Annotated in this window: 25 protein-coding genes; 12 read left to right on the plus strand and 13 right to left on the minus strand. The window is 32.4% G+C overall.

The window, feature by feature from the left end; all coding sequences use genetic code 11:
- The 3 genes from EV144_RS00275 to EV144_RS00285 form a co-directional block, all read right to left on the minus strand.
- Positions 1 to 390 carry a DoxX family protein gene (locus tag EV144_RS00275; RefSeq protein WP_134145039.1) on the minus strand — a complete coding sequence of 130 codons (390 nt, stop codon included), beginning with the start codon at positions 388 to 390 and terminating at the stop codon, positions 1 to 3.
- Positions 391 to 480: 90 nt separating this feature from the next.
- Positions 481 to 1,269: an anti-sigma factor domain-containing protein gene (locus EV144_RS00280; protein WP_134145040.1), complete on the minus strand. Its 789-nt coding sequence runs from the start codon at positions 1,267 to 1,269 to the stop codon at positions 481 to 483.
- Positions 1,269 to 1,799, minus strand: coding sequence for an RNA polymerase sigma factor (locus EV144_RS00285; RefSeq protein ID WP_134145042.1), 531 nt, complete (start codon positions 1,797 to 1,799; stop codon positions 1,269 to 1,271). The genes EV144_RS00280 and EV144_RS00285 overlap by 1 nt, the downstream gene beginning before the upstream one ends.
- 906 nt (positions 1,800 to 2,705) lie before the next feature.
- Here EV144_RS00285 and EV144_RS00290 point away from each other — a divergent pair.
- Complete coding sequence (locus EV144_RS00290) at positions 2,706 to 3,293, plus strand: glutathione peroxidase (RefSeq protein ID WP_134145044.1); 588 nt, start codon at positions 2,706 to 2,708, stop codon at positions 3,291 to 3,293.
- A gap of 171 nt (positions 3,294 to 3,464) precedes the next feature.
- Here the strand turns inward: EV144_RS00290 and EV144_RS00295 are convergent, their stop codons facing one another.
- Positions 3,465 to 3,962 carry a GNAT family N-acetyltransferase gene (locus EV144_RS00295; protein ID WP_134145046.1) on the minus strand — a complete coding sequence of 166 codons (498 nt, stop codon included), beginning with the start codon at positions 3,960 to 3,962 and terminating at the stop codon, positions 3,465 to 3,467.
- Between the two features lie 21 nt (positions 3,963 to 3,983).
- Positions 3,984 to 5,159 (minus strand): thioredoxin family protein, encoded by a 1,176-nt coding sequence (locus EV144_RS00300; protein WP_134145048.1) that lies wholly within the window; start codon positions 5,157 to 5,159, stop codon positions 3,984 to 3,986.
- Positions 5,160 to 5,334: 175 nt separating this feature from the next.
- On the opposite strand from EV144_RS00300, the gene menD reads away from it, so the two are divergent.
- Both menD and EV144_RS00310 read left to right on the plus strand, forming a co-directional pair.
- Entirely contained in the window at positions 5,335 to 6,996 is a 1,662-nt protein-coding gene (gene menD / locus EV144_RS00305; protein WP_134145050.1) for a 2-succinyl-5-enolpyruvyl-6-hydroxy-3-cyclohexene-1-carboxylic-acid synthase, read from the plus strand.
- A gap of 105 nt (positions 6,997 to 7,101) precedes the next feature.
- The gene (locus EV144_RS00310; protein ID WP_134145052.1) at positions 7,102 to 7,446 is read left to right on the plus strand and encodes a DUF2853 family protein; all 345 of its coding nucleotides are present in this window, start codon (positions 7,102 to 7,104) and stop codon (positions 7,444 to 7,446) included.
- A gap of 59 nt (positions 7,447 to 7,505) precedes the next feature.
- On the opposite strand, the gene EV144_RS00315 is transcribed toward EV144_RS00310, so the two are convergent.
- A complete protein-coding gene (locus EV144_RS00315; protein WP_166670519.1) occupies positions 7,506 to 8,855 on the minus strand; it encodes a M28 family metallopeptidase in 1,350 nt (449 codons plus the stop codon).
- A 133-nt stretch (positions 8,856 to 8,988) separates the two neighbouring features.
- Here EV144_RS00315 and EV144_RS00320 point away from each other — a divergent pair, with 133 nt between their 5' ends.
- The 6 genes from EV144_RS00320 (at position 8,989) to EV144_RS00345 (ending at position 15,783) form a co-directional block, all read left to right on the plus strand.
- Positions 8,989 to 9,846: a S1 RNA-binding domain-containing protein gene (locus EV144_RS00320; protein ID WP_134145053.1), complete on the plus strand. Its 858-nt coding sequence runs from the start codon at positions 8,989 to 8,991 to the stop codon at positions 9,844 to 9,846.
- A 796-nt stretch (positions 9,847 to 10,642) separates the two neighbouring features.
- The gene (locus EV144_RS00325; protein WP_035681238.1) at positions 10,643 to 11,476 is read left to right on the plus strand and encodes a 1,4-dihydroxy-2-naphthoyl-CoA synthase; all 834 of its coding nucleotides are present in this window, start codon (positions 10,643 to 10,645) and stop codon (positions 11,474 to 11,476) included.
- A 93-nt stretch (positions 11,477 to 11,569) separates the two neighbouring features.
- Positions 11,570 to 12,532 (plus strand): 1,4-dihydroxy-2-naphthoate octaprenyltransferase, encoded by a 963-nt coding sequence (gene menA / locus EV144_RS00330; protein WP_134145055.1) that lies wholly within the window; start codon positions 11,570 to 11,572, stop codon positions 12,530 to 12,532.
- A gap of 31 nt (positions 12,533 to 12,563) precedes the next feature.
- Entirely contained in the window at positions 12,564 to 13,241 is a 678-nt protein-coding gene (locus tag EV144_RS00335; RefSeq protein ID WP_134145057.1) for a metal-dependent hydrolase, read from the plus strand.
- A 193-nt stretch (positions 13,242 to 13,434) separates the two neighbouring features.
- Entirely contained in the window at positions 13,435 to 14,637 is a 1,203-nt protein-coding gene (locus EV144_RS00340; protein WP_134145059.1) for a tetratricopeptide repeat protein, read from the plus strand.
- Between the two features lie 99 nt (positions 14,638 to 14,736).
- Complete coding sequence (locus tag EV144_RS00345) at positions 14,737 to 15,783, plus strand: o-succinylbenzoate synthase (protein WP_134147493.1); 1,047 nt, start codon at positions 14,737 to 14,739, stop codon at positions 15,781 to 15,783.
- A 14-nt stretch (positions 15,784 to 15,797) separates the two neighbouring features.
- On the opposite strand, the gene EV144_RS00350 is transcribed toward EV144_RS00345, so the two are convergent.
- On the minus strand, positions 15,798 to 16,346 hold the full coding sequence (locus EV144_RS00350) for a hypothetical protein (protein ID WP_134145060.1): 549 nt from the start codon (positions 16,344 to 16,346) through the stop codon (positions 15,798 to 15,800).
- 203 nt (positions 16,347 to 16,549) lie between these two features.
- On the opposite strand from EV144_RS00350, the gene EV144_RS00355 reads away from it, so the two are divergent.
- Both EV144_RS00355 and EV144_RS00360 read left to right on the plus strand, forming a co-directional pair.
- Positions 16,550 to 17,020, plus strand: coding sequence for a CYTH domain-containing protein (locus EV144_RS00355; protein ID WP_134145062.1), 471 nt, complete (start codon positions 16,550 to 16,552; stop codon positions 17,018 to 17,020).
- Positions 17,021 to 17,027: 7 nt separating this feature from the next.
- Positions 17,028 to 17,993, plus strand: a complete 966-nt coding sequence (locus EV144_RS00360; RefSeq protein WP_134145064.1) for a YpdA family putative bacillithiol disulfide reductase — start codon at positions 17,028 to 17,030, stop codon at positions 17,991 to 17,993.
- Between the two features lie 97 nt (positions 17,994 to 18,090).
- Here EV144_RS00360 and EV144_RS00365 read toward each other — a convergent pair whose 3' ends face one another.
- Positions 18,091 to 19,659, minus strand: a complete 1,569-nt coding sequence (locus EV144_RS00365) for a protein adenylyltransferase SelO (RefSeq protein ID WP_134145066.1) — start codon at positions 19,657 to 19,659, stop codon at positions 18,091 to 18,093.
- 163 nt (positions 19,660 to 19,822) lie between these two features.
- Entirely contained in the window at positions 19,823 to 20,356 is a 534-nt protein-coding gene (gene msrA, locus EV144_RS00370) for a peptide-methionine (S)-S-oxide reductase MsrA (RefSeq protein ID WP_134145068.1), read from the minus strand.
- A gap of 182 nt (positions 20,357 to 20,538) precedes the next feature.
- On the opposite strand from msrA, the gene EV144_RS00375 reads away from it, so the two are divergent.
- Complete coding sequence (locus EV144_RS00375) at positions 20,539 to 22,026, plus strand: aminotransferase class V-fold PLP-dependent enzyme (protein ID WP_134145070.1); 1,488 nt, start codon at positions 20,539 to 20,541, stop codon at positions 22,024 to 22,026.
- A gap of 78 nt (positions 22,027 to 22,104) precedes the next feature.
- Here the strand turns inward: EV144_RS00375 and EV144_RS00380 are convergent, their stop codons facing one another.
- The 4 genes from EV144_RS00380 to EV144_RS00395 form a co-directional block, all read right to left on the minus strand.
- Entirely contained in the window at positions 22,105 to 23,847 is a 1,743-nt protein-coding gene (locus tag EV144_RS00380; protein ID WP_134145072.1) for an APC family permease, read from the minus strand.
- 95 nt (positions 23,848 to 23,942) lie between these two features.
- On the minus strand, positions 23,943 to 24,407 hold the full coding sequence (locus EV144_RS00385) for a nuclear transport factor 2 family protein (RefSeq protein WP_134145074.1): 465 nt from the start codon (positions 24,405 to 24,407) through the stop codon (positions 23,943 to 23,945).
- Between the two features lie 50 nt (positions 24,408 to 24,457).
- On the minus strand, positions 24,458 to 24,982 hold the full coding sequence (locus EV144_RS00390) for a hypothetical protein (protein ID WP_134145076.1): 525 nt from the start codon (positions 24,980 to 24,982) through the stop codon (positions 24,458 to 24,460).
- 6 nt (positions 24,983 to 24,988) lie between these two features.
- Complete coding sequence (locus tag EV144_RS00395; protein WP_134145078.1) at positions 24,989 to 25,465, minus strand: hypothetical protein; 477 nt, start codon at positions 25,463 to 25,465, stop codon at positions 24,989 to 24,991.
- Between the last annotated feature and the right edge of the window lie 4 nt (positions 25,466 to 25,469).

The raw sequence follows: 25,469 nt of genomic DNA on the forward strand, positions 1-25,469 counted from the left end.
TTAAATTTGAGCGTTTATTTTCTTAAATCCATTCGGATACATTATCGCCAAAAGAACAACAATCAATAAAAAATTATACTCCATACCATTTCGTCCGCCGCCAACAACAAACCAGCCTTCTTTAAAATGGACTAAAACAATACCCATAATAAGTACAAAAATGGTAACAAATCCCGCCAATTTAATGTATTTATTAAAGAGCAGTAAAATGGCAGCAATAACATGTGATAATTTTATAGACCAAGCCAAAAAGACTCCAAAAGGAGCAAAGCCAATTTGATTTAGATATAAATTGCCAAAATCATTAACACTATTATCAAACATTCCGAAAACGGAATGGGTAAGGAGAATGATCGCGACAGCAATTCTTAAAAGTAAAGTTCCGTTCATGGTTTAGTTATTACGTTTATAGCTTAAAAATAATAAAAAAACGCATATCAATTGAATCGATATGCGTTTAAATATTTAATAATTAGGTTTTTAAACTTTTCCTAAAGTATATAATTGTTCCATTGTAGGCGTCAAACTTCCGCCGGCAGGCTCAAGTGTAATTCCAAAAGCTTCTGCAGCATTGGTTTGACTTACAGCGAATATCTTTTGTCTATTTCCTTCAAAATCATCCAATAAACCAATACTTGTTGGTGTTAAAACAGGACTTAATTTTAATGCCCATACTTGATAAACCATTCCTTTTGGAGGTTTTGGTAAACCAGCAGCATCAATATAAGTAGTTTTAGTGTCTTTATTCCAATATACTTTTGCAAAAGATGTTGGAGAAACCGCTTGTCCGCCAAGAGTTACGCCAGTATTTTTAATATCTCTAACAATTGTTAAGTTTTTCTCTGTTTGTTTATTTTGCTGATCTAAATAAGCAAAATCTCTTTGGATTTTATTTTTCTCAGTACCAACAGTAGCAATAGCTTCTTTTGTTTTTGTTAGTTCTAAAGTTTGGTATCCAAGACCTAAAAGTAATACAACAGCTGCAGCCCAGCCCACATATTGTGACCAGTTTGATGCAGGTTTCATATCTACTACCTTGCCATGTTTAAGCTCTAAGCGCGCTTTAATTTTCTCAAAATTAGCTACTGAATGAAATGGAGAGAAACTAGATGATAAAGCAACAATAGCTTTTTCTATCGAAATAATTTCTTCTTCAACTTCAGGGTTGGTTTTTGCCAGCGCAGCTATTTCCAGATTCTCTTTTTCGGTTAATAAACCGTAAACATATAGTTCTAGAATTCCTGATTCAATATACTCTTGTGCTTCCATTAGATTTTTAAATAATTACGTAAATCGTTAATACAGTTTCTGTTTTGTGTTTTGATAGTACCCAGTGGCATTGCCAATTCTTCTGAAGCTTCTTGTTGGGTATATCCTTTAAAAAATAATAAATCAATTATCTCAATACATTTCGGTTTCAATTTTTTTACAAATTCTTGAATTCCAATTGTATCAATTCTATTCATTAATTTATTACTGTCATCTAACAGATTTACGAAATTATCTGAGGAAAGGTTTTTTTGGCTGTTATTAAAATTTTTAGATCGCAGTTTATCAATCGAGGTATTCCTAGCTATATTAAGGATCCACGTATAAAATCGTCCTTTACTTTCATTATATGAATCGATATTTTTCCAGATTTTGACAAAAACTTCCTGCAAAACATCTTCGGCTTCTTCTCGGTTTTTAATTAGAACATTTATGACTGAAAATAAACTTTTGGAGTACATGTCGTACAAATGGGTAAAAGCTCTTTCATCTTTTTTGTAGATTAAAACTAGCAATTCTTCTTGACTCATAGATTAGGATTTTTTAGTTTGAACAAATTTGTTAGACAATATTGTATTACTTGTTATAAAGATAATTTATTTTTTTGTGAAAATGATAAAATTTTTAACAGCCTTAAACTTAGTAAAATAAGGGGTTTGAAAAAAAAGTGATTTTTTTTTCATTTTTTTAAAACCAAAAGCAATCCAGTTACGTATATGCTATTATAACATCAAAATAATATTGTTTAAAATAGCAGGGAACAATAAAATGGAATTTAGGATTGGCGAGGTAGTATAATCTGGGAGAAATAAAAGAAAAAGAAATTTAACATTCTTCACAAAAAATTATCACAGAAATCGCTACAAATAAAGAGAAAATTATGATCAATATAAATAAACTGAAAATTTTAATTGTCGCTTTAACGAGTGTTTTAGCATTAGCCAATTTTAATAACAGTGATTTTTACAAAGCAATTGTACAGAATATACGCCATTAAATAGTTTAGTTATAGAAATAGTTGATGTCTTCGGACTTCCAACCGAAAATTTATAAAAGCCGCATCGCTAACAATAAGTTGAAATTATACCATATATAAACGCCATTTGAAAAGTATTTGAAGTTAGGATGAATTAAGGTTTAAAATTTTCACCATAACCGAGGCATCAACTATAATTTTTAAAAAGAAGTTTAAAAAAGAAAAAAAACGAGTCTGAAATTGTCGAATAAAAAGAATTTACATTCAGGACTCACTTTATTATAAAGCAATTTTTTGCGTAATAATTAATTCATGGTTTGATTTGTTTGTATGGGGGGAAGCCTAACGTCTGATTAACGTTAGGCTTCAATTTTTTTATTTAACTTATATTTAATAAAAAATAAAGCAGGTAAAAACTTTTGGAAGTCAGATTTTAATTAATTTTATAAAAAATTAAACAATGAAAAAAATAGCATTAATTGCTTGTAGTGCTTTCTTTCTGTTAACTACGCAGATTCAGGCTCAAACGAGTAAAAGTAAAGTATCTAAAACAGATAAAAACATGTCAAAAGAAACGATTTACCAATTTAAAGTAGAAGATTTATCAGGAGACACTTTTGATTTTGCTTCTTTAAAAGGCAAAAAAGTAATGATTGTAAACACCGCTTCAAAATGCGGATTAACGCCTCAGTACAAAGATCTTGAAGCGATTTACAAAGAGTATAAAGATAAAGGATTTGTAATTGTAGGTTTTCCGGCAAATAATTTTGCATCACAAGAGCCAGGAACTAATGAAGAAATCGGAGCTTTCTGTCAGCAAAATTACGGAGTTAGCTTTCCTATGATGGGTAAAGTATCTGTAAAAGGTTCAGACATGAGTGAAGTTTATAAATTCTTAACTCAAAAAGCTAAAAATGGTTTACAAGATTCTGAAGTAGAGTGGAATTTTCAAAAATACCTAATCAACGAAAAAGGAGAATTAGTAAAAGTAATTCACCCAAAAACATTGCCGACAGATCCAGAAATCATCAATTGGATCAAAAGCTAAGCTTAGAACTATCTAAACCAAAAAATCCACAAATTTGTTTATTCAAGTTTGTGGATTTTTTTTATACACAAGTTTTGTCATTGCGAGGAACGAAGCAATCTCATTTGCTAGATTGACAACGGCTCGCTATTGTTAGTGAGATTACTTCGTTCCTCGCAATTACATAAAACGTTACTTCAAAATCAGCTGCATAAAAACCAAATCCAGCCAATGATCAAATTTATATCCAACCTCGCGAATTGTTCCCGTAGCCACAAATCCGAATTTTTCGTGAAATGCAATACTTCCCGCGTTATCAGCATCGATAGCGCCAATCATAACATGCAAACCCTGTTCTTTGGCTAAACGAATTAATTCTACTAATAATTTAGAACCAACACCTTTTCCAATCACATTATCAACAACATAAACCGAATGTTCTACAGTATATTGATATCCAATTTTTTCTCTAAACTGTCCATAACTTCCAAAACCGACCACTTCACCGTCTAATTCTGCTACAACTATAGGTAGGTTTTTAGCCGTTTTATCTTCAAACCATTTTGTTTGTACTTCTAAAGTCTGAATATCATAACTATAATTTGCAGTGGTATGCAGAATAGAATGATTTACTATGTCCAGAATTTTTTCTAAATCGTTAGTGGTTGCTGGTCTTAATGTTACGTTCATTTTTTTGCGATCTTTTTAATATTATTTTGAGCCTAATTCGGCTAGTAAAGTATCTACTTCTTTAGTACTCCAAGTCATTTGAGAGCATATTACTTTTGCCTCTTTTGCGTATTGTAAAGCTAGTTTTTTGTTCTTTATTTTATTGTAAAGTCTTGCAATAAGTAAATTTCCATCGTAAGAATTATTTAATTCTAAAGAATGATTTACCCAGGAAATCGCTTTTTTTATACTTTCTGTATCCTTAATATGTTTTAAATAAGTCTGTCCGATATCTTTTAAGAAACTCGCATCATTCCAAACCAGCTTTTGAGTATCTTCCAACGTTACTTTTTTATAAAAATCCCATTTTTCAGTTCTTTCAGCAAGTGTCAAATCAAATTTAAAAACCAAAGAATCTGTTTTTTGCAAACGAATAGATTTGGCAATTTCCCTTTGTTTATAATAATTTATTGTATCTAAATTATCAACCAACGGACGAAGCGATTCGTTTACAATACTTTCTATTTTACGATCTATACGACTTTGAGAAGCTACAGCTGCAAATTCTTTCTGATGATTTAAAACATATTGAAATTCTCTCGATTTTATATCCGTAACGCCGTTTGCAATTATGCGCCAGTTGACTTCACTAACCAATTGTGCATCCGACTGTGTATTAAGATAAGTATGTGTCGCCGGCGATAAATCGGTTCGGTCTTTTCCTTTTTTTAATGTATTTAAATACACAAAGAATTTATCTGAATTGCTTGGATCTGCCATAAATTGCTGCTCTAAATAAGGCAATTGTAATTTAGGATTTAATGCATTGTAGGCTTCAGTCATAAATTCAGCTTTCTTCATTTCGCCTTTTAAGACATACAAAAGCGTTTCATTAGCATCCAAAAATAAAAACGTAGGCAGAGATTTGGTATTAAATTTATTCTTGAGTGCGGTTCCTTCTTCTTTTTCAATATTTTTCCAGGCGCAGATATAATTTTTGTTTAGAAAATCGATAACAGCCGGATCACTAAAAACCGTACTTTTCATCAAATTACAATGCGGACACCAATCTGCATAAAGCATAATAAAAATTGGTTTTCCTTGATTTTTAGCATTTTCCAGCATTGTTTTATAAGGAACATCAACCGGAACAAATTGATTTTGAGCATTTACACATTGTAACGAAATAAAAAGAAGACAAAAATATACGAAACGCATAAAAAGTGTATTGATGTTAAAAATTCGGTTTTACAAATATATTCCCTTTTTTAATAAAGAGACTTAATATATTCCCATTTATAAGTTAAATCAAGTGCTAAGTTTGTAACTTTGTAAATAAGAAAATAAGCTATATTTTTAGATTTTCTTTTAAAAAAAGTAATACGTCATAAGAATGATTTACCCCAAAATTCCGCTTGCACAAAGCATTATAGAAATTTTATCAGCCAAAGGCATTACCAATATTATAATCTCTCCAGGATCCAGAAACGCACCTTTAACGATAGGTTTTGCACAAAATCCTAATTTTAAATGTTACAGCATTGCCGATGAGCGTTGTGCCGCATTTTTTGCTTTAGGAATTGCGCAGCAAACCAAAAAACCTACTGCAATTGTTTGTACTTCGGGTTCTGCTTTATTAAATTATTACCCAGCTGTTGCAGAAGCATTTTATAGTGAGATTCCGCTAATCGTGATTTCAGCAGATCGTCCGCAAAGCAAAATTGATATTGGCGACGGACAAACGATTCGTCAGCAAAATGTTTATGAAAATCATTCTGTTTTTAATGCTAATTTAACCGAAGAAGCATCAGAAGAAAATGATTTAAAAATCAATAAAGCTATTGAAACTGCTATTCTCAAAAAAGGTCCCGTTCATATTAATGCCCCTTTTGAAGAACCTTTGTATGAAACTACAGAAGAACTTTCTGTACAACCTAAAATTACAAATGCTGAGCCTGTAACTATTCTAAAATCGATTGAAAATAAAGACAAGTTTGCCTCAATTTGGAATAACGCAAAGCGAAAATTAGTTTTAGTTGGCGTAAATGAAGCTAACGTAATTGATAAAGAAATAATAGACAATTTAGCTTCAGATCCGTCAGTAGTTGTCCTTACAGAAACAACTTCAAATCTGCATCATCCCAATTTTATTAATTCTATAGATACTTTAATTACGCCATTTGATGATTCTGATTTTAAAGAATTTAATCCAGAAGTTTTAGTGACTTTTGGCGGTATGGTAGTTTCAAAAAGAATTAAAGGATTTCTGCGAAAATATAAGCCAGAACATCACTGGCACATAGATACTTTACGCGCTTATGATACATTTGGTGCTTTGACAAAACATTTTGAAATGCAGCCAAATGATTTTTTTAAAGACTTGTTTTCGGAAACAAACTTTACAGAAAGCGATTATTTTAAAAATATTGATGCCGTTTATAAAACCAGATTAGAAAGAAGAAAAGATTATTTGAAAAAAATTCCGTTTTCTGATTTTAAGGTTTTTGAAAAAGTTATCGAGTCATTACCCAAAAACAGTCAGTTGCAAATCAGTAATAGTTCTGCAATTCGTTACGCACAATTAATAGATATTGATGCTTCTATAGAAGTTTTCTGTAATCGCGGTACAAGCGGTATTGACGGAAGTACTTCTACAGCAATTGGCGCGGCGGTTGCAAATTCTAAACAAAATATTTTTATTACAGGAGATATCAGCTTTTTATACGACAGCAATGCTTTATGGAATGCTTATATTCCTAAAAACTTCAAAATCATTTTGATCAATAATGGTGGAGGAGGAATCTTCAGGATTTTACCCGGACATGAAGAAAAACCGGTTTTTAATACATACTTTGAAACTTCGCACCACTTGACAGCCGAGCATTTGGCTAAAATGTATCAGTATAATTATTATGTTTCCTCAGATTTAAATTCTTTGGAAGAAAATATAAAAGCACTTTACAATCAAAATGATGCGCCATGTATTCTGGAAGTCTTTACACCAACTTTTGAAAATGATGTTGTTTTGAAGCAATATTTTAAAGAGCTGGTTTAAATTATTTGAAGGAAAAATAGTGTTAAAATTTAATATTTACTAGAATGCCCCAAAATTAATTTTTAAGTTTGGCTAAATTATAGTAACCAATATTAAACTTTTATCATGAGTGCAAGAGAAGAATTAATTACAAAGTATGCAGCAGATCTTAAAGACAAATGCGGAGTAACTCCAAACATGGATTTACTGACTAAAGTAACAATAGGATGCGGGCCATCAATTTATAATGCAGATTCATCTACCGTTGCGGGATCACAGCAATCTGAATTAGATACTGTTAAGAAAAACTTTTTAATCAAAAAATTAGGTTTGAAAGGCAGTCCTGAATTAGACACTGCAATTCACGCAGTTTTAGAGCAATACGGTAAATCAAACAAGCATAAATATAGAGCAGTTGTTTACTATTTATTGACTTTGCACTTTAAAAAAGAAAGTGTTTACAATAAATAAGCATTCAAAAGATTATAAAAGAAAAGCGCCAAATCTGGCGCTTTTTTATTGAAATAATTTTATCGAATTGGAATTGGAAAAACGGGCAGACTCGCGTGCCCCAAAGCATCTACAGTTTGAACGGCAAAAAAGTAATTGTCTTTAGAATACGGAATTTCCGCTTTAGTATCCTTTACAAAAAACACCTTTTCCCAATGAGAAGAAGAAGTTTCTCTCATCAAAATCTGGTATCCATATTGCTTTTTTCCTTCTGGAGCCGTCCATAAAAGAGCAGAAGAATTAGAAAGATTTTTAACTTCAATACCAACATTTACAGGTGCTTTTGGCGACCAGGCCAAATTCGCCAAAGTAGCTAAATTAGAACAAGTATTTTTTCTTAAATAATCAAAATCCATAAATTCCGGAAGATCTCCATATACAATTCCATTTTCTGTTCGTAAATCCTGATGCTGATGATCAAAATTTTCATTCAATTCACAAAAACGAACCGCTGTAAATCCGTTTTGACTAAAAGGCGTATGATCGCCGCCACGTAAAAAACGATCATTTCTGTAAACCAATTTCACTTTTAACTGATCTACATATTGTTCTGTAACTGTTTTAATATAACGCGCCAGTAATCGTGAAGGGCTGTCATTATCACGGTTTGTTGCTTTTCGCATTTTGGCTTCATCTTCGGTTTCTGTAAACGGAATGGTTTCGCTAAAAACTCTAATTTGCGTATTATCTCTTAAATTGGTTCCGCTGGATAAACTGTTACCAATCATATCATTATTAAGCATGGCAACAATATTCCATTTTCCTTCTTTGGCAGTTTCAGCAAGGTGTCTGGCGCCGTAAAGACCTTGTTCTTCGCCTGTTACAGCAACAAAAATTATGGTAGCAGGAAAAGCTCTTTTGCTCATGATTTTAGCTAATTCTATTACAGCAGCAACGCCAGAACCATCATCATTTGCACCAGGCGCATCAGATTTTACATTCATGACATCTGTAACACGAGAATCCAAATGACCGCTTATAATAAGGACACGATCATCATTAGGATCTGTTCCTTTTAGAGTTGCCATAACATTGGCAACCTGACTATCGGCAGGAATACGTTTTCCGTCTGCCTTAACCGTAAAATAGTCAATTTTAGAAGTCAGTCTTCCGTTAGATTCTAAAGCATATTTATCAAACTCCGATTTTATCCATTCTTGTGCAGCGCTGATTCCTCTTTTTTTATTTTTAGGATCACTTAAGGTATGTCTTGTTCCAAAAGAAACCAGTTTTCTCACGGTTGCTTCAAGATTTTCGGCTTTTACTTCGCTAATCATTTTTTTTATTTCCGGATCTTCAGATACTTGGGCAAAAGAAATTTGAGTGAAAAGTGAAAGGATAAAAATGGTGCAAAAAATATACTTTTTCATTGATTTGGGATTTATTATAATTCTCAAATTTAATTAAAAAAACTTCAAACTATAAAAACCTTTAATCTAAAACATAACTTCGTACATTTGCACCACAGAAACTTAGTCCCTTTGTGGCTTAGAACTCAATAAAATGATTGAAATAGGAAAATACAATGCCCTTACTATATTACGTGATACCAAAGTTGGTTTGTTTTTGGGAAATCCAGAAAAAGACCCAGAAGGAATTCACGATATATTATTACCCAATAAATACGTTCCAAATGAATTTGAAATCGGCGAAGAACTTGTCGTTTTTGTTTATTTAGATCACGAGCAGCGTCCGGTTGCTACAACACTTGAACCGTATATTTTCTTGAATGAATTTGCGCTTTTAAGAGTAAATTACATCAATCAAGTTGGTGCTTTTATGGATTGGGGAATGGAAAAAGACATTCTGGTTCCGTTTAAAGAACAGGCACGCCCGATGGAAAAAGGAAAACGTTATTTGGTTTACCTTTATATGGATGAAAAAACTAAGCGTTTGGTGGCTTCAAGTAAAACCAATCAGTTTTTGAATAACGATAATTTAACCGTTGAAAAAGGAGAAGAAGTAGATTTAATCGTTTCGCACATTACAGAAATTGGTATCAATGTTATTATTAATGAACAGCATAAAGGTTTATTATATAAAGACGAAGTTTACGATGATGCAATAAGAACAGGTGACAGAATGCGTGGTTTTATAAAAAATATTCGCCCTGATAATAAAATAGATGTTGCTTTACAAGAGCAAGGTTATCAAGGTATTGAACCAAACGCAGATAAAATTTTAGACGAATTAAGAGCCAATCGTGGTTTCTTGCGCTTAAATGATAATTCGCATCCGGAAGACATTAAAACAGTATTAAAAATGAGTAAAAAAACCTTTAAAAAAGCAATTGGAGCTTTATACAAAGAAAAACTCATAGAAATTAAAGAAGACGGAATTTATCTTGTAAAAGACAACTAAAGTTTAAAATTCCAAATTCCAAACTGCATTAAACATTGGAATTTGGAATTTTATTTTTGGAATTTTATTTTTGGAATTTATTCTATTAAACAATAATAACAGGAAAGGCTGCTCATTACAAGCAGCCTTTCCCTTTTTATTCAGTTTTAAAAAAAATTGTAATTAAAAAAAAACAGAAATAAAATAATTCGAATCCTTTACAAGAAACAATAGCTTTAAAAATTTTAGAAATTACTTCTTGATTGGGTATGTCTTTAAACGATCAATATATTTGTTTTTAAAAGCAAAAAATTAATTTCACGGCTTCTCCATTGGTTGATAAAATAACTTTTAGAAAGTGTCAATTAGTATTTTTTCCTCTTTTCGTTATCAATTTTATACTAAGTTATAGATACAATTCTAACATTTAACCTTAGGTGTTACTATTTCCTTTTTGAAGTTTCGACAAACACATAAATCATTTGCTCATTAATCGAAGGTTTACTAATAAAAACCGTAAAAAAATGAGCGACAAATTTTTTAAATTTTCTCAAAAAAATCATTTTTTAGGTTAATAAATCAGTGAAAGAAAATCAATCCTAAATCAATGAAATAAAATGTATCTCATTGATTTCTAGGATGTAAAATTACTCATTATTTTTTAAAACGAATGTTAAAAAATGTTATTTTTTGTAAGTAAATACCAATTGTTAACATTGGGAGTTATTTTCGTACATACTAAAATTAAATTGAGTAGGTAAAAATGTAAAAATGGTTTATTTTTACACTATAATTATTTTAAATAAAACAAATAGAAATGGATTGGATCACTGCCAGAGAATTTGAAGATATAACGTATAAGAAATGTAACGGAGTTGCAAGAATCGCTTTTAACAGACCAAATGTTAGAAATGCTTTTCGTCCAAAAACAACTTCAGAATTATATCAGGCTTTTTACGATGCACAAGAAGATACATCAATAGGAGTAGTTTTACTTTCTGCCGAAGGGCCGTCAACAAAAGATGGCGTATATTCTTTCTGCAGCGGAGGTGATCAAAACGCCCGCGGCCATCAAGGATATGTGGGAGAAGACGGGCAGCACCGTCTAAATATATTAGAAGTACAACGTTTAATTCGTTTTATGCCAAAAGTGGTTATAGCAGTCGTTCCAGGCTGGGCTGTTGGTGGTGGACACAGTTTACATGTAGTTTGCGATATGACTTTGGCAAGTAAAGAACACGCGATTTTTAAACAAACAGATGCCGATGTTACCAGTTTTGATGGTGGTTACGGATCTGCTTATCTGGCCAAAATGGTAGGACAGAAAAAAGCACGTGAGATTTTCTTTTTAGGGAGAAATTATTCGGCACAAGAAGCAATGGATATGGGAATGGTAAATGCTGTTATTCCACATGACGAGCTTGAAGATACTGCTTACGAGTGGGCACAGGAAATCCTGCAAAAATCGCCGACTTCTATCAAAATGCTAAAATTTGCCATGAACTTAACAGACGACGGAATGGTTGGACAACAAGTTTTTGCCGGAGAAGCAACTCGTCTAGCCTATATGACCGAAGAAGCAAAAGAAGGAAGAAATGCCTTTTTAGAAAAAAGAAAACCGAATTTCGGAGAAAATAAATGGCTGCCTTAAAAAGTTAAAAATATTGTTTCAAGTTTCAGGTTTCAGGTTCTGAACATGAAACTTGAAACTTAAAACCTGAAACAAACTAAACAAAAAATTAGAATGAAACATTGGATTGAAGCCGCTAGACTGCGCACATTGCCTTTATCAGTTTCTGGAATTATAGTTGGAAGTATATACGCCTTATCAAACCCGACAGAAACCATTAATACGCCTACAGAAGTATTCAGTTGGAAAATTTTTGGATTTGCGCTTTTAACAACTCTTGGTCTGCAGATATTATCCAATTTTGCAAATGATTATGGGGACGGTGTAAAAGGAACAGATAATGAAGATCGAGTAGGGCCAAAACGTGCCATACAAAGTGGCATTATTACGCCGCAAGCAATGAAAAAAGCGATTATCATTACTTCTGCATTAACTTTATTATCGGCTATTACCCTGATATATTTTGCTTTTGGGAAAGATAACTTTGCATATTCTATTTTCTTTTTATTATTAGGGATTGCTGCCATCGTTTCTGCAATTCGTTATACGGTAGGAAATTCAGCTTACGGATATAAAGGTTTTGGGGATCTTTTTGTTTTCATATTCTTCGGACTTGTAAGTACTTTGGGCGTTAACTTTTTATACTCAAAAGAAATAGATCCGCTTTTAATTCTGCCAGCAGTTTCAATTGGTTTGTTAAGCGTTGGGGTTTTAAACCTAAACAATATGCGTGACGAAGAATCCGATAAAAAATCTGGAAAAAACACGATTGTTGTGCAAATGGGCGGCGCTAAAGCTAAAATTTATCACTTTTCATTAATTATAACTGCAATGCTTTTAGTGGTAATTTTTGCCATTTTAAGCGATTATAATTTCGATCAATATTTGTTTTTACTGGCTTATATACCTTTAACTAAACATTTAATTACGGTTTATAAAAACCAAAACCCTAAGCTTTTAGATCCAGAATTAAAAAAACTGGCGCTTAGTACATTCTTGCTTTCAATATTATTAACAGTTTGTATGATTTCATTGATTTCAGACATTATTGTTAATCTTTTTTTGGGCGGAAGATAAAAAATGACATTCAACTTAAAAATTTATAAAAATGAAAATTACATTTTACGGACATGCTTCATTAGGAATTGAAGTTGGAGGAAAACATATTATTGTTGATCCATTTATTACAGGAAATCCAGAAGCTTCGGCAATTGATATCAATACATTAAAAGCAGATTATATCTTGCTTACACACGCGCACGGCGATCACGTTTTGGATGCCGAAGCAATTGCAAAAAATACGAATGCAACAATCGTTTCTAATGCAGAAATTGCAAGTTATTATGCAAAATTAGGTTTTCAGGCGCACCCAATGAATCATGGTGGAAGCTGGAAATTTGATTTTGGAACTGTAAAATTTGTAAACGCAATACACTCAAGTTGTTTTCCTGACGGAAGTTACGGCGGAAATCCTGGTGGTTTTGTAATCGAAGGAGAACACAAAAACATATACATTGCAGGCGATACTGCGCTTACTTACGATATGAAACTGATTCCGCTAAGAACAGAATTAGATTTAGTAATTCTACCAATTGGAAACAATTTTACAATGGATGTAGAAGATGCTATTATCGCTTCTGATTTTGTAGAATGCGACAAAATTCTAGGATATCATTTTGATACTTTTGGATACATTAAAATCGATCACGAAGAATCTATTCGTAAGTTTTTTGATAAAGGAAAAGATTTAATGCTTCTTGAAATCGGAGAATCTATTGAATTGTAATTTTCTGTTTATTTTGTTTCAAGTTTCAGGTTTCAGGTTCTGAACGTGAAACATGAAACTTGAAACAAAACTATTTAATTATTCAGGCACAATATTTGAATCACTAGTGCGATTTCTCCTTCGTCGAAATGACAAAAGAAGCAGAAAAAAATTAGTGGAAATTCGTGTAATTCGTAGCAAAAAAATCCAATCTATGACCTTCAAAAATATAATTCTATTTTTTTCTGTGATTTCTTTCAGCAGTATTTTTGCTCAGAAAGACGGATATTGGGACAAAGAACGTGCAACAACTAAAGAATTTTTGGTTTCTGCACACGACAGATTAATCGTAAATACAGAAGATTTACCCGTTGGTACAACAGAGATTGTGTATAGAATTACACTTTTAGATAAAAATCAGGAAATTTCAAACAGCTTAGTTTCTGTATTAAAAGCGATTCCGGATCCAACAGGAATTAGTCAGGGTTCTGCGGGTGCTGTATTTTTGATGTCAAAAATTTCTGGAGATGATCAATGTACGTATTCAATTTTTACTACAAATGAAAATGCAAAAAAATACGCAGCCGACGGAAAAATTGACAAAGCTTGTTTCTCACAATCAGAACCTGTAAGTAAAGACGCAAAGAGATTGTCGATTGATAAATCTTCTTGTATAAAAGAAAATACGCCTGTAATTTGGTTTGGTTTTGAAAGTAAAAATTGGCTTTTAAGTCAGAAAATTGTTTTAGAAGTGGTGCCGTGGGTTGATGTAAAACTAAACCGCGGTTGGAATCAAGACAATAAAAATGAAATTATTAGTTTGTGCAAAACTTCTACAATGGCACAAAAAATGGCCAATTCTGATGATTTTTGCGTATGTATTCTAGAGAAAATCATGAAGCAATATCGATATACAGAATTTCAGAAATTACTAGCAATCGAGAAAACTAAAGTTTACAAAGATTTCGGGAATGCTTGTTATAAAGATGCCGACATTTCTAAAAACGTATTTAATGATTTAAGAACACAAGCTGCAGTTTTAATAAAATCGCAAAAATACAACGAAGCGATTCCAAAATTAACTACTATAATTAATGAAGGAAAAGCAACTGCATTAGATTATAGTTCAATTGGTTACTGTTACCTTTTAACCAAGCAATACGCCAAAGCGCTCAAATTCTTAAAAGACGGCGAAAAGGTTGATGATACAGAATTAATGGTAAAATTAAATCTGGCGCATACTTATCTTATTACTGATGATTACAGCGCTGCAAAAGCAATCTACAAGCAATATAAAACTCAAAATGTAACTGATAATCTAAGTTGGGCTGATAAAACCAAAGCAGACTTTGAAGTCTTTAAAAAAGCAGGTTTACCATCAAAAGATTTCGACAACATTTTAAAACTTTTCAAATAAAAATAATATTTCACCATATAAGTGATATAAGATATTATAAGTTTAACGGTATTTTTTAAATGAACTTATATGACTTATATGGTTTTAAAAACTTCAATCTTGACAGCTTCCTACCACAAATACATGCTTGAGTTTAAACGTCCTTCCGGAACTTCCAGAGGCGTTATGACCGAGAAAGAAACCTGGTTTATTGCTCTTGAAGAAAACGGTAAAAAAGGAATAGGAGAGTGCGGGATTCTTCGCGGCTTAAGCGCCGATGACCGTGATGATTATGAAGAAAAACTAAATTGGGCTTGCCAAAATATTCATTTAGGAGAAAAAGCGCTTTGGGAATCTTTATTAGAATTTCCTTCTATTCAATTTGGAATTGAAATGGCTTTTTTATCTCTAAAAAATGAAAATCCATACCTATTATTTCCTTCTGATTTTACTGAAAATTCAAAATCAATTGTAATAAATGGTTTAGTTTGGATGGGCGAAGCTTCTTTTATGAAAGAGCAGATTGAAGAGAAACTAGCACAAGGTTTTAGTTGTATAAAACTTAAAATTGGAGCAATAGATTTTCAAAAAGAATTAGAATTACTGCAATTTATCAGAAGTCATTTTTCTGCAGAACAAATCGAAATTCGTGTTGATGCCAATGGCGCTTTTGCTTTAAATGAAGCTTTAGATAAATTAGAACAATTAAATGTATTTCAATTACATAGTATTGAACAACCAATTAAAAAAGGAAACATTAAAGCAATGACGGATTTGTGTGAAACAACACCATTTCCAATTGCATTGGATGAAGAATTAATTGGTGTATTTTCATTAGAAGAAAAAGAACAGCTTTTGCAAAAAATTAAACCACAATACATCATTCTGAAACCAAGTTTTATTGGTGGTTTTAGAGGAACTCAGGAATGGATTTCGCTGGCAGATAAATACAATATTGGCTGGTGGATTACATCGGCTTTAGAAAGCAATATTGGTTTAAACGCAATTTCGCAATGGACATTTTTGCAAAATTCAGAAATGCCACAAGGTTTAGGAACTGGAGGACTTTATACCAATAATTTTGATTGCCCGCTTGAAGTTTCAGAAGGACAATTATGGTACAATAAAACCAAAAAATGGGATTCTGTTTTTTGGGATAAAATATAAATTTTAATTTTCAATTATTCTTTTCCGGCTTGTAAACTATCCTGCCAGTCTTTTAGTTCGATCCATTTTCCTTCATAAGCAAATAAAGCTTGTTTAGACCAGGTACTCGGGTTATGAATCGCATAATTTTCGCCGCCGGCATCAATAATAGATTGTAGTTTTTCAGTTTCTGTTTCAGAAAGATCTTTCCAAGTACTTATTCCGGCGTGTTTTAGAAGAAATTCTATTTTCGGGCCAATTCCTTCTACAATTTTCAAATCATTTTCTTTTATAGCTTTACCGCAGACATCAGCAGCAATTGAGCTGTCAAAAAACAAAACAGACTCTGCTGGAGTTGCAAAAGATTTTTTTTTCTTTTTAGCTTTTGCTTCTAATAAATCATTTTCTAAGGAAGAAATTCGTCTGCTTAAATTCTTGGCAGTAGCTTTAGAAGCATCCAGATCATCTTGTAGGATTGATGCAAGAGAATCTTCATTTTTCAAACTCTTTTTTCCAAGTATATAACCTACAATCCCGCAGATTAATCCAACCAAAACTGGAAGTATAAGATAAGGTATATTCATGATAGCATTAATTTAAATTATTTTAAAGAAATTCTAGTCTATCAAATTTAATTAAATAAAAAAATATAAGCTGTTAACAATCAGTTATATTGAGCGGTTTTATCTGTTAAAATCAATAAAATTTATAGCTGAGTTTTGCTCTTCGTTCATTTAAGAACAAAATTAAATTGAGTAACTTGCAGTAAAATTAATTTAGAATAAAAATGATTGAAATTGAAAGAAAGTTTCTTGTAAAATCTACAGATTTTAAAGAACAGGCTTTTACTCAAAATAATATAGCACAAGGTTATTTGAGTTCAATTCCTGAAAGGACTGTCAGGGTTAGAATTAAAGGCCAAAAAGGATTTATTACTATCAAAGGTATTGGACATCAAGGCGGTATGTCGCGTTTTGAATGGGAAAATGAAATTCCGATTGATGAAGCGCAAGAATTACTTAAATTATGCGAAAAAGGTAAAATTGAAAAAACACGTTTTGAGATAAAATCAGGAAATCATGTTTTTGAAGTGGATGAATTTTACGGTGAAAATGAAGGTTTAATTATGGCCGAAATTGAACTTGAATCAGAAAATGACGAATTTGAACGTCCAGAATGGCTGGGAGAAGAAGTAACAAATGATGAACGTTACTATAACGCTTATTTGAGTAAAAACCCTTTTAAGGATTGGAAATAAAAGCGTTATGACAAAACAATACGATCTAATAATTGTTGGCGGAGGCCCAATTGGTCTGGCTTGCGCGATTGAAGCACAAAAGAAAAATCTAAAATATTTAATTATTGAAAAAGGCGCAATTGTAAACAGTATTTTCAATTATCCGCTATATATGACTTTTTTCTCTACAGCAGAACGATTAGAAATTGGCAATATTCCCTTTAATTGTCTGGCACCAAAACCAGGACGTCAGGAAGCTTTAGAATATTATCGAAATATTCATCGTTATTTTAATTTCAATATTAATTTATTTGAATGCGTTTCTGAAGTTAAAAAACAAGAAGATGATTCTTTTAAAGTAAAGACCGACAAGGATTTATACAATACTAAAAATGTCATTATTGCTACAGGTTTTTATGATATTCCGATTGAAATGAAAATAAAAGGTGAAGAACTGCCAAAAGTTCGCCACTATTATAAAGAAGCACACGAATATGCTTTTAGAAATATTTTGGTTGTTGGTGCTAATAATTCGTCTGTTGATGCTGCTTTAGAATGCTGGAGAAAAGGAGCAAATGTTACTATGGTAATTCGTAAAAACGAAATTAACAGCCGGGTAAAATATTGGGTAAAACCAGATATCGAAAACAGAATTGAAGAAGGAAGCATAAAAGCTTATTTTGCATCAAATATTACTGAAATTCGAGAAAGTGAAGTAGAAATCGAAACTCCAAATGGAAAAGTGACGATAGATAATGATTTTGTTCTGGCATTAACAGGTTATAAACCAGATTTGTCTTTTCTGCAAAATATGGGAATTCAGCTTTCTGATGATGAATTAAAAATTCCGGTTTACAATCCTGAAACGATGGAAACTAACGTAAAAGGTTTATTTCTGGCAGGTGTAGTTTGTGGCGGCATGCAGACGCATAAGTGGTTTATTGAAAATTCCAGAATTCATGCCAATATGATTATGGATTACATAACAGCATAAATAAGTTTGCCACGAATTTCACGAATTACTCGAATTTATTTCCTTTAATCTAGGGTAAAATTCGAGTAATTCGTGAAATTCGTGGCAAAAAAATATTTTAAGAACTACAAGAAAGCATAGAACAACCTACTTTTGAGCGTGCCCAATCGGGTCTTTTGGCGAACCATTTTTCCATTTCCGGTTGTTCGTCGTATGGTTTTTGTAAAAGCAAATACAATTCGTTTACCAAAGAAAAATCATCTTTGTCAGCAGCATCAATACTCAATTGCGCCATATAGTTTCGCAAAACATATTTCGGATTTACAGCATTCATTTTTATAGCACGATCTTCATCTGATAATTCTTCGACATTCAATCTTTCCAAATAAGTTATAAACCAATTGTTCCAATTTTCTAAAACATTATTGGCAATTTCTTCTGGAATATAAAATGCATCTTTGATTTTTTCTAATGCATTTGCAACTGTATCTTCTTTTCTAATTTTACTTAAATTTCTAAAAAAGATTGTCATATCCGTTTCAGACATTTGCAGATTAGCTTGTAAATCAGTTATCAATTCACTGTCTTTTTCACTTGAAGTGAACAAGCCTAATTTGCTTAAAAACATTAGTTTATAATCTTTATCAAATTCAGTCATAAACGATTCCAGAATATCTTCCAGAGGTTTCGCTTCATTGATTAAAGGATAAAGCGCATTTGCTAATTGAAACAAATTCCACTGCGCTACAGCTGGCTGATTTCCAAAACGATATCTTCTGTTTTGGCTGTCAGTTGTATTTGGCGTCCAATTGGGATCGTAATTTTCCAGCCATCCGTATGGACCGTAATCAATTGTGATTCCGTGTATAGACATATTATCTGTATTCATAACTCCGTGAACAAAACCAACTCGCTGCCAATCTAAAATCATTTGGCGAGTCGTATCGGCAACTATTTTAAAGAATTGTAAATATTGTTCTTTCGGTTCGCCTTTAATTTCAGGAAAATAATGCTTGATCGTATATTCTACAAATTGTTTTAGATTTCTTAATTCGTTACGAGAAGTAATCATTTCAAAACTTCCAAAACGAATAAAAGACGGCGCTACGCGACAAACAACAGCACCTTTTTCGTAAGCGGGATTTCCGTTATACAAAATATCACGTAAAACTTCATCGCTAGAAAGCATTAGAGAAAGCGATCGGGTAGTAGGAACGCCTAAATAATGCATGGCTTCGGCACATAAATATTCTCTAATAGAAGAACGTAAAACAGCCAAACCATCTGCGGTTCTGGAGTATGGAGTTTTTCCAGCGCCTTTTAACTGTAAGGTAAAAAACTGATTATTATGTTCAATTTCTGTTAAGTTGATAGCGCGGCCGTCGCCCAATTGTCCAGCCCAATTCCCGAATTGATGTCCTGCATAACACATCGCATACGGACGTGTTTCTGGCAATATTTCTTTTCCAGAAAAAGCATTCAAAAATTCTTCGGACTGTATTTCTTCTTTAGAAATCCCAATCATTTCTGCCACATCTTCTGAAGCGTGAATTAGTTTGGGATTTGAAGGTTTTGTTGGATTTACATACGAAAACAATGCATTAGAAACCTGACGAACTTCATTGATTTCGTTAGGATCTGCGGGTAATTCGGCAGTAAATCTGTTGTTTATTTTTAAGTTTTTCATTTTTATGTGGTATTTTTTTGCCACAGATTACACAGATTTAAAGGATTAAAAATCTCCCAAATCTCCCAAATCTGCGAGAAAAAATCTCTCCCGCAGATTTGGCAGATTGAGCAGATAAAAAAGAAATCTCTTTAATCTGTGTAATCTGTGGCTAAACTAATATTTAGCTAACTAATCGATCAGCATACATTTTTTTAAGTTTTTGAACTTTTGGGTCGATTACCATTTGGCAATAACCTGCTTCCTGATTTTCGTTGTAATAGTTTTGATGATAATCTTCGGCTTCGTAGAATACCTCAAAAGGTTTTAACTCCGTTACAATTGGATCAGGAAAAAGGCCTTTTACTTCTTCAAAAACCTGTTCTGCAATTTCTTTTTGTGATTCGTCGTGATATAAAATTATTGAGCGATATTGTGTACCGCTGTCGCCACCCTGACGGTTTAAAGTTGTTGGGTCATGACTTGTCATAAAAATGGAGATTAAGTCATGATATGAAATTATGTCAGGGTTGAATGTTACTTGAATTACTTCTGCATGTCCGGTTCTTCCGGTACACACTTCGCGATAAGGAGGATTTTTAATAAAACCACCTGAATAACCTGATTTTAAAGACTCTATACCTTTTAAACGCTGAATTACAGCTTCTATGCACCAAAAACATCCACCACCAAAAGTAGCCGTTGATAAATTTTCCATAAATAATAAAGTTAAAGTTTTTATTGCCCTATTAATCCGATAGAATATTGTGATAAATTATTAAAAAAAAGTATGTTTGATTAAATATACTAATCGGTTATTTAAGGTTTGAAGTTTACAATTGATAAATTCGCAATTCTATAAAAAAGCAATATATTTGCATTTCAAACTTAGGCACACTTATGAATAGCAAAAATAGTACCATCAGTCTAGAAACGTATTTTCAGGATTTTCGAAAAAATATTGTCGGAATTAATCAGGAATTTTCGTCTCCATATGGTAAAAAAAATATTATTTATACAGATTGGACTGCCAGCGGAAGGTTATACCGACCAATAGAAGAGAAACTTCTCAATCAATTCGGGCCTTTTGTGGCTAATACACATACAGAAACTACTGTGTCAGGTACTGCCATGACAAAAGCATACCATCATGCCAGAAATATAATCAAGCGTCATACTAATGCAAATAGTGATGATGTTTTGATTACAGACGGTACTGGTATGACGGGCGTTATCAATAAATTTCAGCGTATTTTAGGTTTAAAAATTCCTGAAAACCTAAAAAATTTCACGACTGTTCCAGCAGAAAAAAAACCTATTGTTTTTATTTCGCATATGGAGCATCATTCTAATCAAACCTCTTGGCTAGAGACGATTGCAGATGTAGAAATTATTCCATCTTGCGAAAAAGGACTTTTTTGTCTGGATAATTTAGAACTTTTATTAGAAAAATATAAAGACAGAACGATTAAAATTGCTTCGATAACGTCATGTTCAAATGTTACGGGTTTGAAAACTCCTTTTCATGAAGCGGCTAAATTAATGCACCAACATAACGGTGTCTGTTTTGTAGATTTTGCCTGTTCTGGCCCTTATGTAGAAATTGATATGCATCCTTCAGATCCAGAATCTTATTTGGATGCGATTTTCTTTTCTCCGCATAAATTCTTAGGCGGACCAGGAACTTCTGGAGTTTTGATTTTTAATAAAAAATTATACAACAACATGATTCCTGATCACCCGGGTGGAGGAACAGTGAGCTGGACAAATCCTTGGGGTGAACATCAATATGTTGATAATATTGAAGACCGAGAAGATGGCGGTACTCCTGGTTTTCTTCAGGTTATAAAAACAGCACTTGCAATTGAGTTGAAGGAAGAAATGGGAATTGAAAACATTTTACAGCGTGAACACGAAATTGTTGATTTTGTTTTCAACGAATTAGATCCGGTTGAAAATATCAAAATTTTGGCAGGTCAGCATAAAAACCGTTTGGGTGTGATTTCGTTTTTTATTGAAAACCTACATTTTAATTTAGGAGTAAAATTACTGAATGATAAATTCGGAATTCAAACTAGAGGTGGCTGCAGCTGCGCGGGTACTTACGGACATTTCTTGCTACACGTAGATCAGGAAACGTCAAACAAATTGGTTAACGAAATTACGATTGGCGATTTAATCAAAAAACCGGGATGGATTAGAATGTCTATTCACCCAACAACTACAGATGATGAAATTGCTTATGTGTGTGAAAGTATTAAGGACTTAGCTAAAAATCATGAATCTTGGGCTTTGGATTATTCTTATAATAAAAACACTAACGAATTTATTCATAAAAATGCTAATTCTTTTGAAGATGAATTAGTTGCTGGTTGGTTTAAATCTTAGTTTTTTTAACCGCAAAGTTTATAAAGGTTTCAAAGTTAAATAAGCTGTATGTTTAAACTTTGTGGTAAAATATATAATCTACATTATCAACCGTACACCGCCAAGATCAGAAACACGATATGAGAATTTATTTCCGGGAGAACCAATAAACATAAAGTTTTTTGGAATATTCCATTTCTTAGAAAGTTCATCAATAATTTCTGGACCAAAAACACCTTCGATTTCCAGATATTCAATATCAATATCATCATAAGCACGATCTAAAACTTCAAGATCTTTTATAAGTGCTTCATTATTTGATGCATCATTTTTTACATGAACAATTTTTAGTTTTTTAGTAGTTTCATTTCCTTCTACATATTGCAAAACTTTATTGAGTATGGCAATATTATCACCTTTTGTAAAAAACACAAATTCCTGCGAATTAATTTCAACACTTAATTTTTGCAGATAGCGATTGCTCAAAATTACCATTTTACGCAAGGGACGATAAAAATATTCTAAAACTTCAACCAAAAGCCTGATGATTATTACACGGTTCAGCATAATCCCAATGAAAAGGAGAGAAGGAACCATGTATTTTAAAAAGGTATAAAAGGAATGTATATTCAATTTCATATTTCCAACAAAAGCGGTGATGATGCAAGAAATTGCAATTACAACAACAATTCCTTTAGCGCGTTCGGGTCTTGGCAATTTTCTTCGTTTAAATTTTAAAAGTAAATTCCCAATTCCGAATAAAGCCATAACGGCAAGAAATGAAAAGGTATAAACGCCGGCCAAAGATTCTAAATGACCTTTGGTGGCAAATAAAACAGATATACAGAGAATTAAAAAACTAATAATAATTCTATAATTTGAACCTCTTTTGTTTTGTTTTAAAAAATAATTAGGAAGAATTCGATCTAAAGTCATTCGGCTTAATAAACCAGAAACACCAACAAATGAAGTTAATACGGCTCCGCATAAAACCAAAACAGCATCTATAGAAATTAACCAGGCGAGCCATGAACCTCCGGCTGTCTGTCCTAAATAAGATAAAAGTGATTCTTTGTGCGCGCCAACTTCTGCGAGCGGAATTATACTTATTAATAAAAGTGCAATTACAGGATTAAAGAAACTAACGATCGCCCACATGTTGCGCAATGTTTTTGGAAAAACACCATGTTCTTGTTCTTCAACAAAATTGGCAGAACTTTCAAAACCAGAAATTCCAAGCATTGCTGCAGAAAATCCCAGAAAGAGCGCTGTTTTAATATTCCCGTAGGCAATTGGCATTTCCCAATTAATATGAAAAGTTTCTACACCATTATTCATTATAAACCAAAAGGAAGCCAAAACCAATAAGCTTAAAGTGACTAAATGTGTTAGAAATATAATTACGGCAACAAATGCAGATTCTCCTATTCCTAAAATGGCAAGTCCTGTAAATAAGGCTAATACAACAACTGTTGCGATGGTAACATTTAAACTTTCGAAAATACTGTGCAGATAATGCATTCCTTCTGAGGCAGATATAACCGCGGTTGCCATATAAGAAAGCACCGTTAAGGTAGCTGCAAGTGAAGCTAAACGTTTGGTAGAAGTATTTAATAAAACATTATAAGCGCCTCCATTTAAAGGGATTGCGCCAACAACTTCGCCGTAAATTCTTCTGAACATGAATAAAACAACAGCAACAATTAAAAGTGAAATCCAGGCATATTGCCCCGCATAAATAATAGTAAGTGCCGAAACATACAGGCATGAAGAACTAATGTCGTTGCCGCAAATTGCCGTAGCTTGTAATACGTTTAATTTCTTGTGTAGAATTTCTTTCATAATTAGTTATAGTAAAAACACAATTAACTTAATTGAAGCAACGCAAGAAATAAAACTTCTAAAAAAAAGATAGCTATTAGATGCCTTAAATTATTTTATCCTTTAAATTTTTCTAAGGATAATAAAGCCTGCTTTTGTATTTTTTTCTGAAAAAATCCTGTCCAGCCCAATAAATATCCAGCAGGACCAAAAGCTTGTTTTGACCATTTCCAAACATCAAAACTATCTGTATGTTTGATAATTAGCCCATCTTTAAAGACAAATTCGGCAGCGATTTTATTAATTACATTTCGATTGGTTTTACTAAAATTATAGGTTGCAACCCAATTGGCAGAACCAGTGGTTTCATCTGCTTTAATATTAGAAAACTCAATTTTAATGTTTCCTTTGCTTCTTAAAATGAGCATTCTCCACATTTTAGAAACCTGTTCTTCTTTTAATAATCCAAAAGCCGGATCAATAAAATGAATTTTTGGATGATAACATTCCGACATTGTTTGAGCATCAGAATTGGCAAAAGCGGTGTAGAATTTTGTAATTAGAGCTTCGTTGGCGTTCATAAAAGTGGTGTTTAGAATATAAATATAAGATTAATTAACTCAAATTATATTCATAATACACTAATTTCTTTTGCGGTATCGTAAGATTTCTTTGATTTATCGTACGCCGTCGAAAAATAGTTCATTTTATTATAGGTAGTAAAGTAACCCGTCTGATTTCCAAAATTATTTGGCCCGCCGGCAATTATAAATCGTATGGCGTAAATATCAGTTTTCTTTAGTTTTAAAAATTCTGCCGGAGTAAAATAATAATAAGCTGTCGTTGTGCCGTCTGCAGCTTCTTTTACATTTTTATCTGTACAGGCAATTACATCGGCATTGGCCAAATCTACATAAAGTCCGCCGGCAATTCTGGCCTTATCATTGGCCGTTGCAATAGTTAATTTTAAAATACCACCTTTATCTGTTTTTGCAATCTGTACTTTTGTTTCGCCTGTAAAAGCATATTTTTCGCAAATAAAAGTATATTTCTGAGTTGCAGGAAAAGGTTTAGAACCGTTTACAGTAATGGTTTCCTGTGCATTTGCAAAAGTTGAAAGTAAGAGCAGTAGAAAAAGTAATAATTTTAATTTCATATTTACTTATTGTTCGTTTAGTTTAGAATCAAATTTTTCGTCCCAATCCATTGATTTTATGGCAGAAATCAAATTTTCATCATTTACAAAAATACGCAGTTCTTTGTTTGCGACTTTTTTGGTGTATAAAGCATGATAGCGATAAATGACTTCTTGTTTAGTTTTATAAACTCCATCTAATTTTAAATCAATAAAACTTCCGTAGTATTGTCTAAATCTTGTACAAGTTTTAGTCAATCGTTCTTCTGTTGTATTTTCTCTTACCGAAGCCGTAACCTCAGTTTCGTTAAAAGGTTTAAACTTTGATGTGTTGCAAGTTTCTAAAACTCGTTTTCCTAATTCGTATGCTTTTCTCTGCTGATTGGCATCAATATCAGAACCAGAAACTTTTTTAATTTTCAAATCTTCTGTATCTCTGCTAATCGTTTTAGACTTACACCCAATTAATAACAACAAACATATAATCAATCCCGCTTTCTTCATAACT

The organism is Flavobacterium sp. 270, from assembly GCF_004368785.1.
In the GTDB taxonomy this organism is placed as follows: domain Bacteria; phylum Bacteroidota; class Bacteroidia; order Flavobacteriales; family Flavobacteriaceae; genus Flavobacterium.

Coding starts and splice junctions, on each gene's coding strand:
- EV144_RS00275 (WP_134145039.1), bottom strand. CDS start 390: ATGAACGGAACTTTACTTTTAAGAATTGCTGTCGCGATCATTCTCCTT.
- EV144_RS00280 (WP_134145040.1), bottom strand. CDS start 1,269: ATGGAAGCACAAGAGTATATTGAATCAGGAATTCTAGAACTATATGTT.
- EV144_RS00285 (WP_134145042.1), bottom strand. CDS start 1,799: ATGAGTCAAGAAGAATTGCTAGTTTTAATCTACAAAAAAGATGAAAGA.
- EV144_RS00290 (WP_134145044.1), top strand. CDS start 2,706: ATGAAAAAAATAGCATTAATTGCTTGTAGTGCTTTCTTTCTGTTAACT.
- EV144_RS00295 (WP_134145046.1), bottom strand. CDS start 3,962: ATGAACGTAACATTAAGACCAGCAACCACTAACGATTTAGAAAAAATT.
- EV144_RS00300 (WP_134145048.1), bottom strand. CDS start 5,159: ATGCGTTTCGTATATTTTTGTCTTCTTTTTATTTCGTTACAATGTGTA.
- menD (WP_134145050.1), top strand. CDS start 5,335: ATGATTTACCCCAAAATTCCGCTTGCACAAAGCATTATAGAAATTTTA.
- EV144_RS00310 (WP_134145052.1), top strand. CDS start 7,102: ATGAGTGCAAGAGAAGAATTAATTACAAAGTATGCAGCAGATCTTAAA.
- EV144_RS00315 (WP_166670519.1), bottom strand. CDS start 8,855: ATGAAAAAGTATATTTTTTGCACCATTTTTATCCTTTCACTTTTCACT.
- EV144_RS00320 (WP_134145053.1), top strand. CDS start 8,989: ATGATTGAAATAGGAAAATACAATGCCCTTACTATATTACGTGATACC.
- EV144_RS00325 (WP_035681238.1), top strand. CDS start 10,643: ATGGATTGGATCACTGCCAGAGAATTTGAAGATATAACGTATAAGAAA.
- menA (WP_134145055.1), top strand. CDS start 11,570: ATGAAACATTGGATTGAAGCCGCTAGACTGCGCACATTGCCTTTATCA.
- EV144_RS00335 (WP_134145057.1), top strand. CDS start 12,564: ATGAAAATTACATTTTACGGACATGCTTCATTAGGAATTGAAGTTGGA.
- EV144_RS00340 (WP_134145059.1), top strand. CDS start 13,435: ATGACCTTCAAAAATATAATTCTATTTTTTTCTGTGATTTCTTTCAGC.
- EV144_RS00350 (WP_134145060.1), bottom strand. CDS start 16,346: ATGAATATACCTTATCTTATACTTCCAGTTTTGGTTGGATTAATCTGC.
- EV144_RS00355 (WP_134145062.1), top strand. CDS start 16,550: ATGATTGAAATTGAAAGAAAGTTTCTTGTAAAATCTACAGATTTTAAA.
- EV144_RS00360 (WP_134145064.1), top strand. CDS start 17,028: ATGACAAAACAATACGATCTAATAATTGTTGGCGGAGGCCCAATTGGT.
- EV144_RS00365 (WP_134145066.1), bottom strand. CDS start 19,659: ATGAAAAACTTAAAAATAAACAACAGATTTACTGCCGAATTACCCGCA.
- msrA (WP_134145068.1), bottom strand. CDS start 20,356: ATGGAAAATTTATCAACGGCTACTTTTGGTGGTGGATGTTTTTGGTGC.
- EV144_RS00375 (WP_134145070.1), top strand. CDS start 20,539: ATGAATAGCAAAAATAGTACCATCAGTCTAGAAACGTATTTTCAGGAT.
- EV144_RS00380 (WP_134145072.1), bottom strand. CDS start 23,847: ATGAAAGAAATTCTACACAAGAAATTAAACGTATTACAAGCTACGGCA.
- EV144_RS00385 (WP_134145074.1), bottom strand. CDS start 24,407: ATGAACGCCAACGAAGCTCTAATTACAAAATTCTACACCGCTTTTGCC.
- EV144_RS00390 (WP_134145076.1), bottom strand. CDS start 24,982: ATGAAATTAAAATTATTACTTTTTCTACTGCTCTTACTTTCAACTTTT.
- EV144_RS00395 (WP_134145078.1), bottom strand. CDS start 25,465: ATGAAGAAAGCGGGATTGATTATATGTTTGTTGTTATTAATTGGGTGT.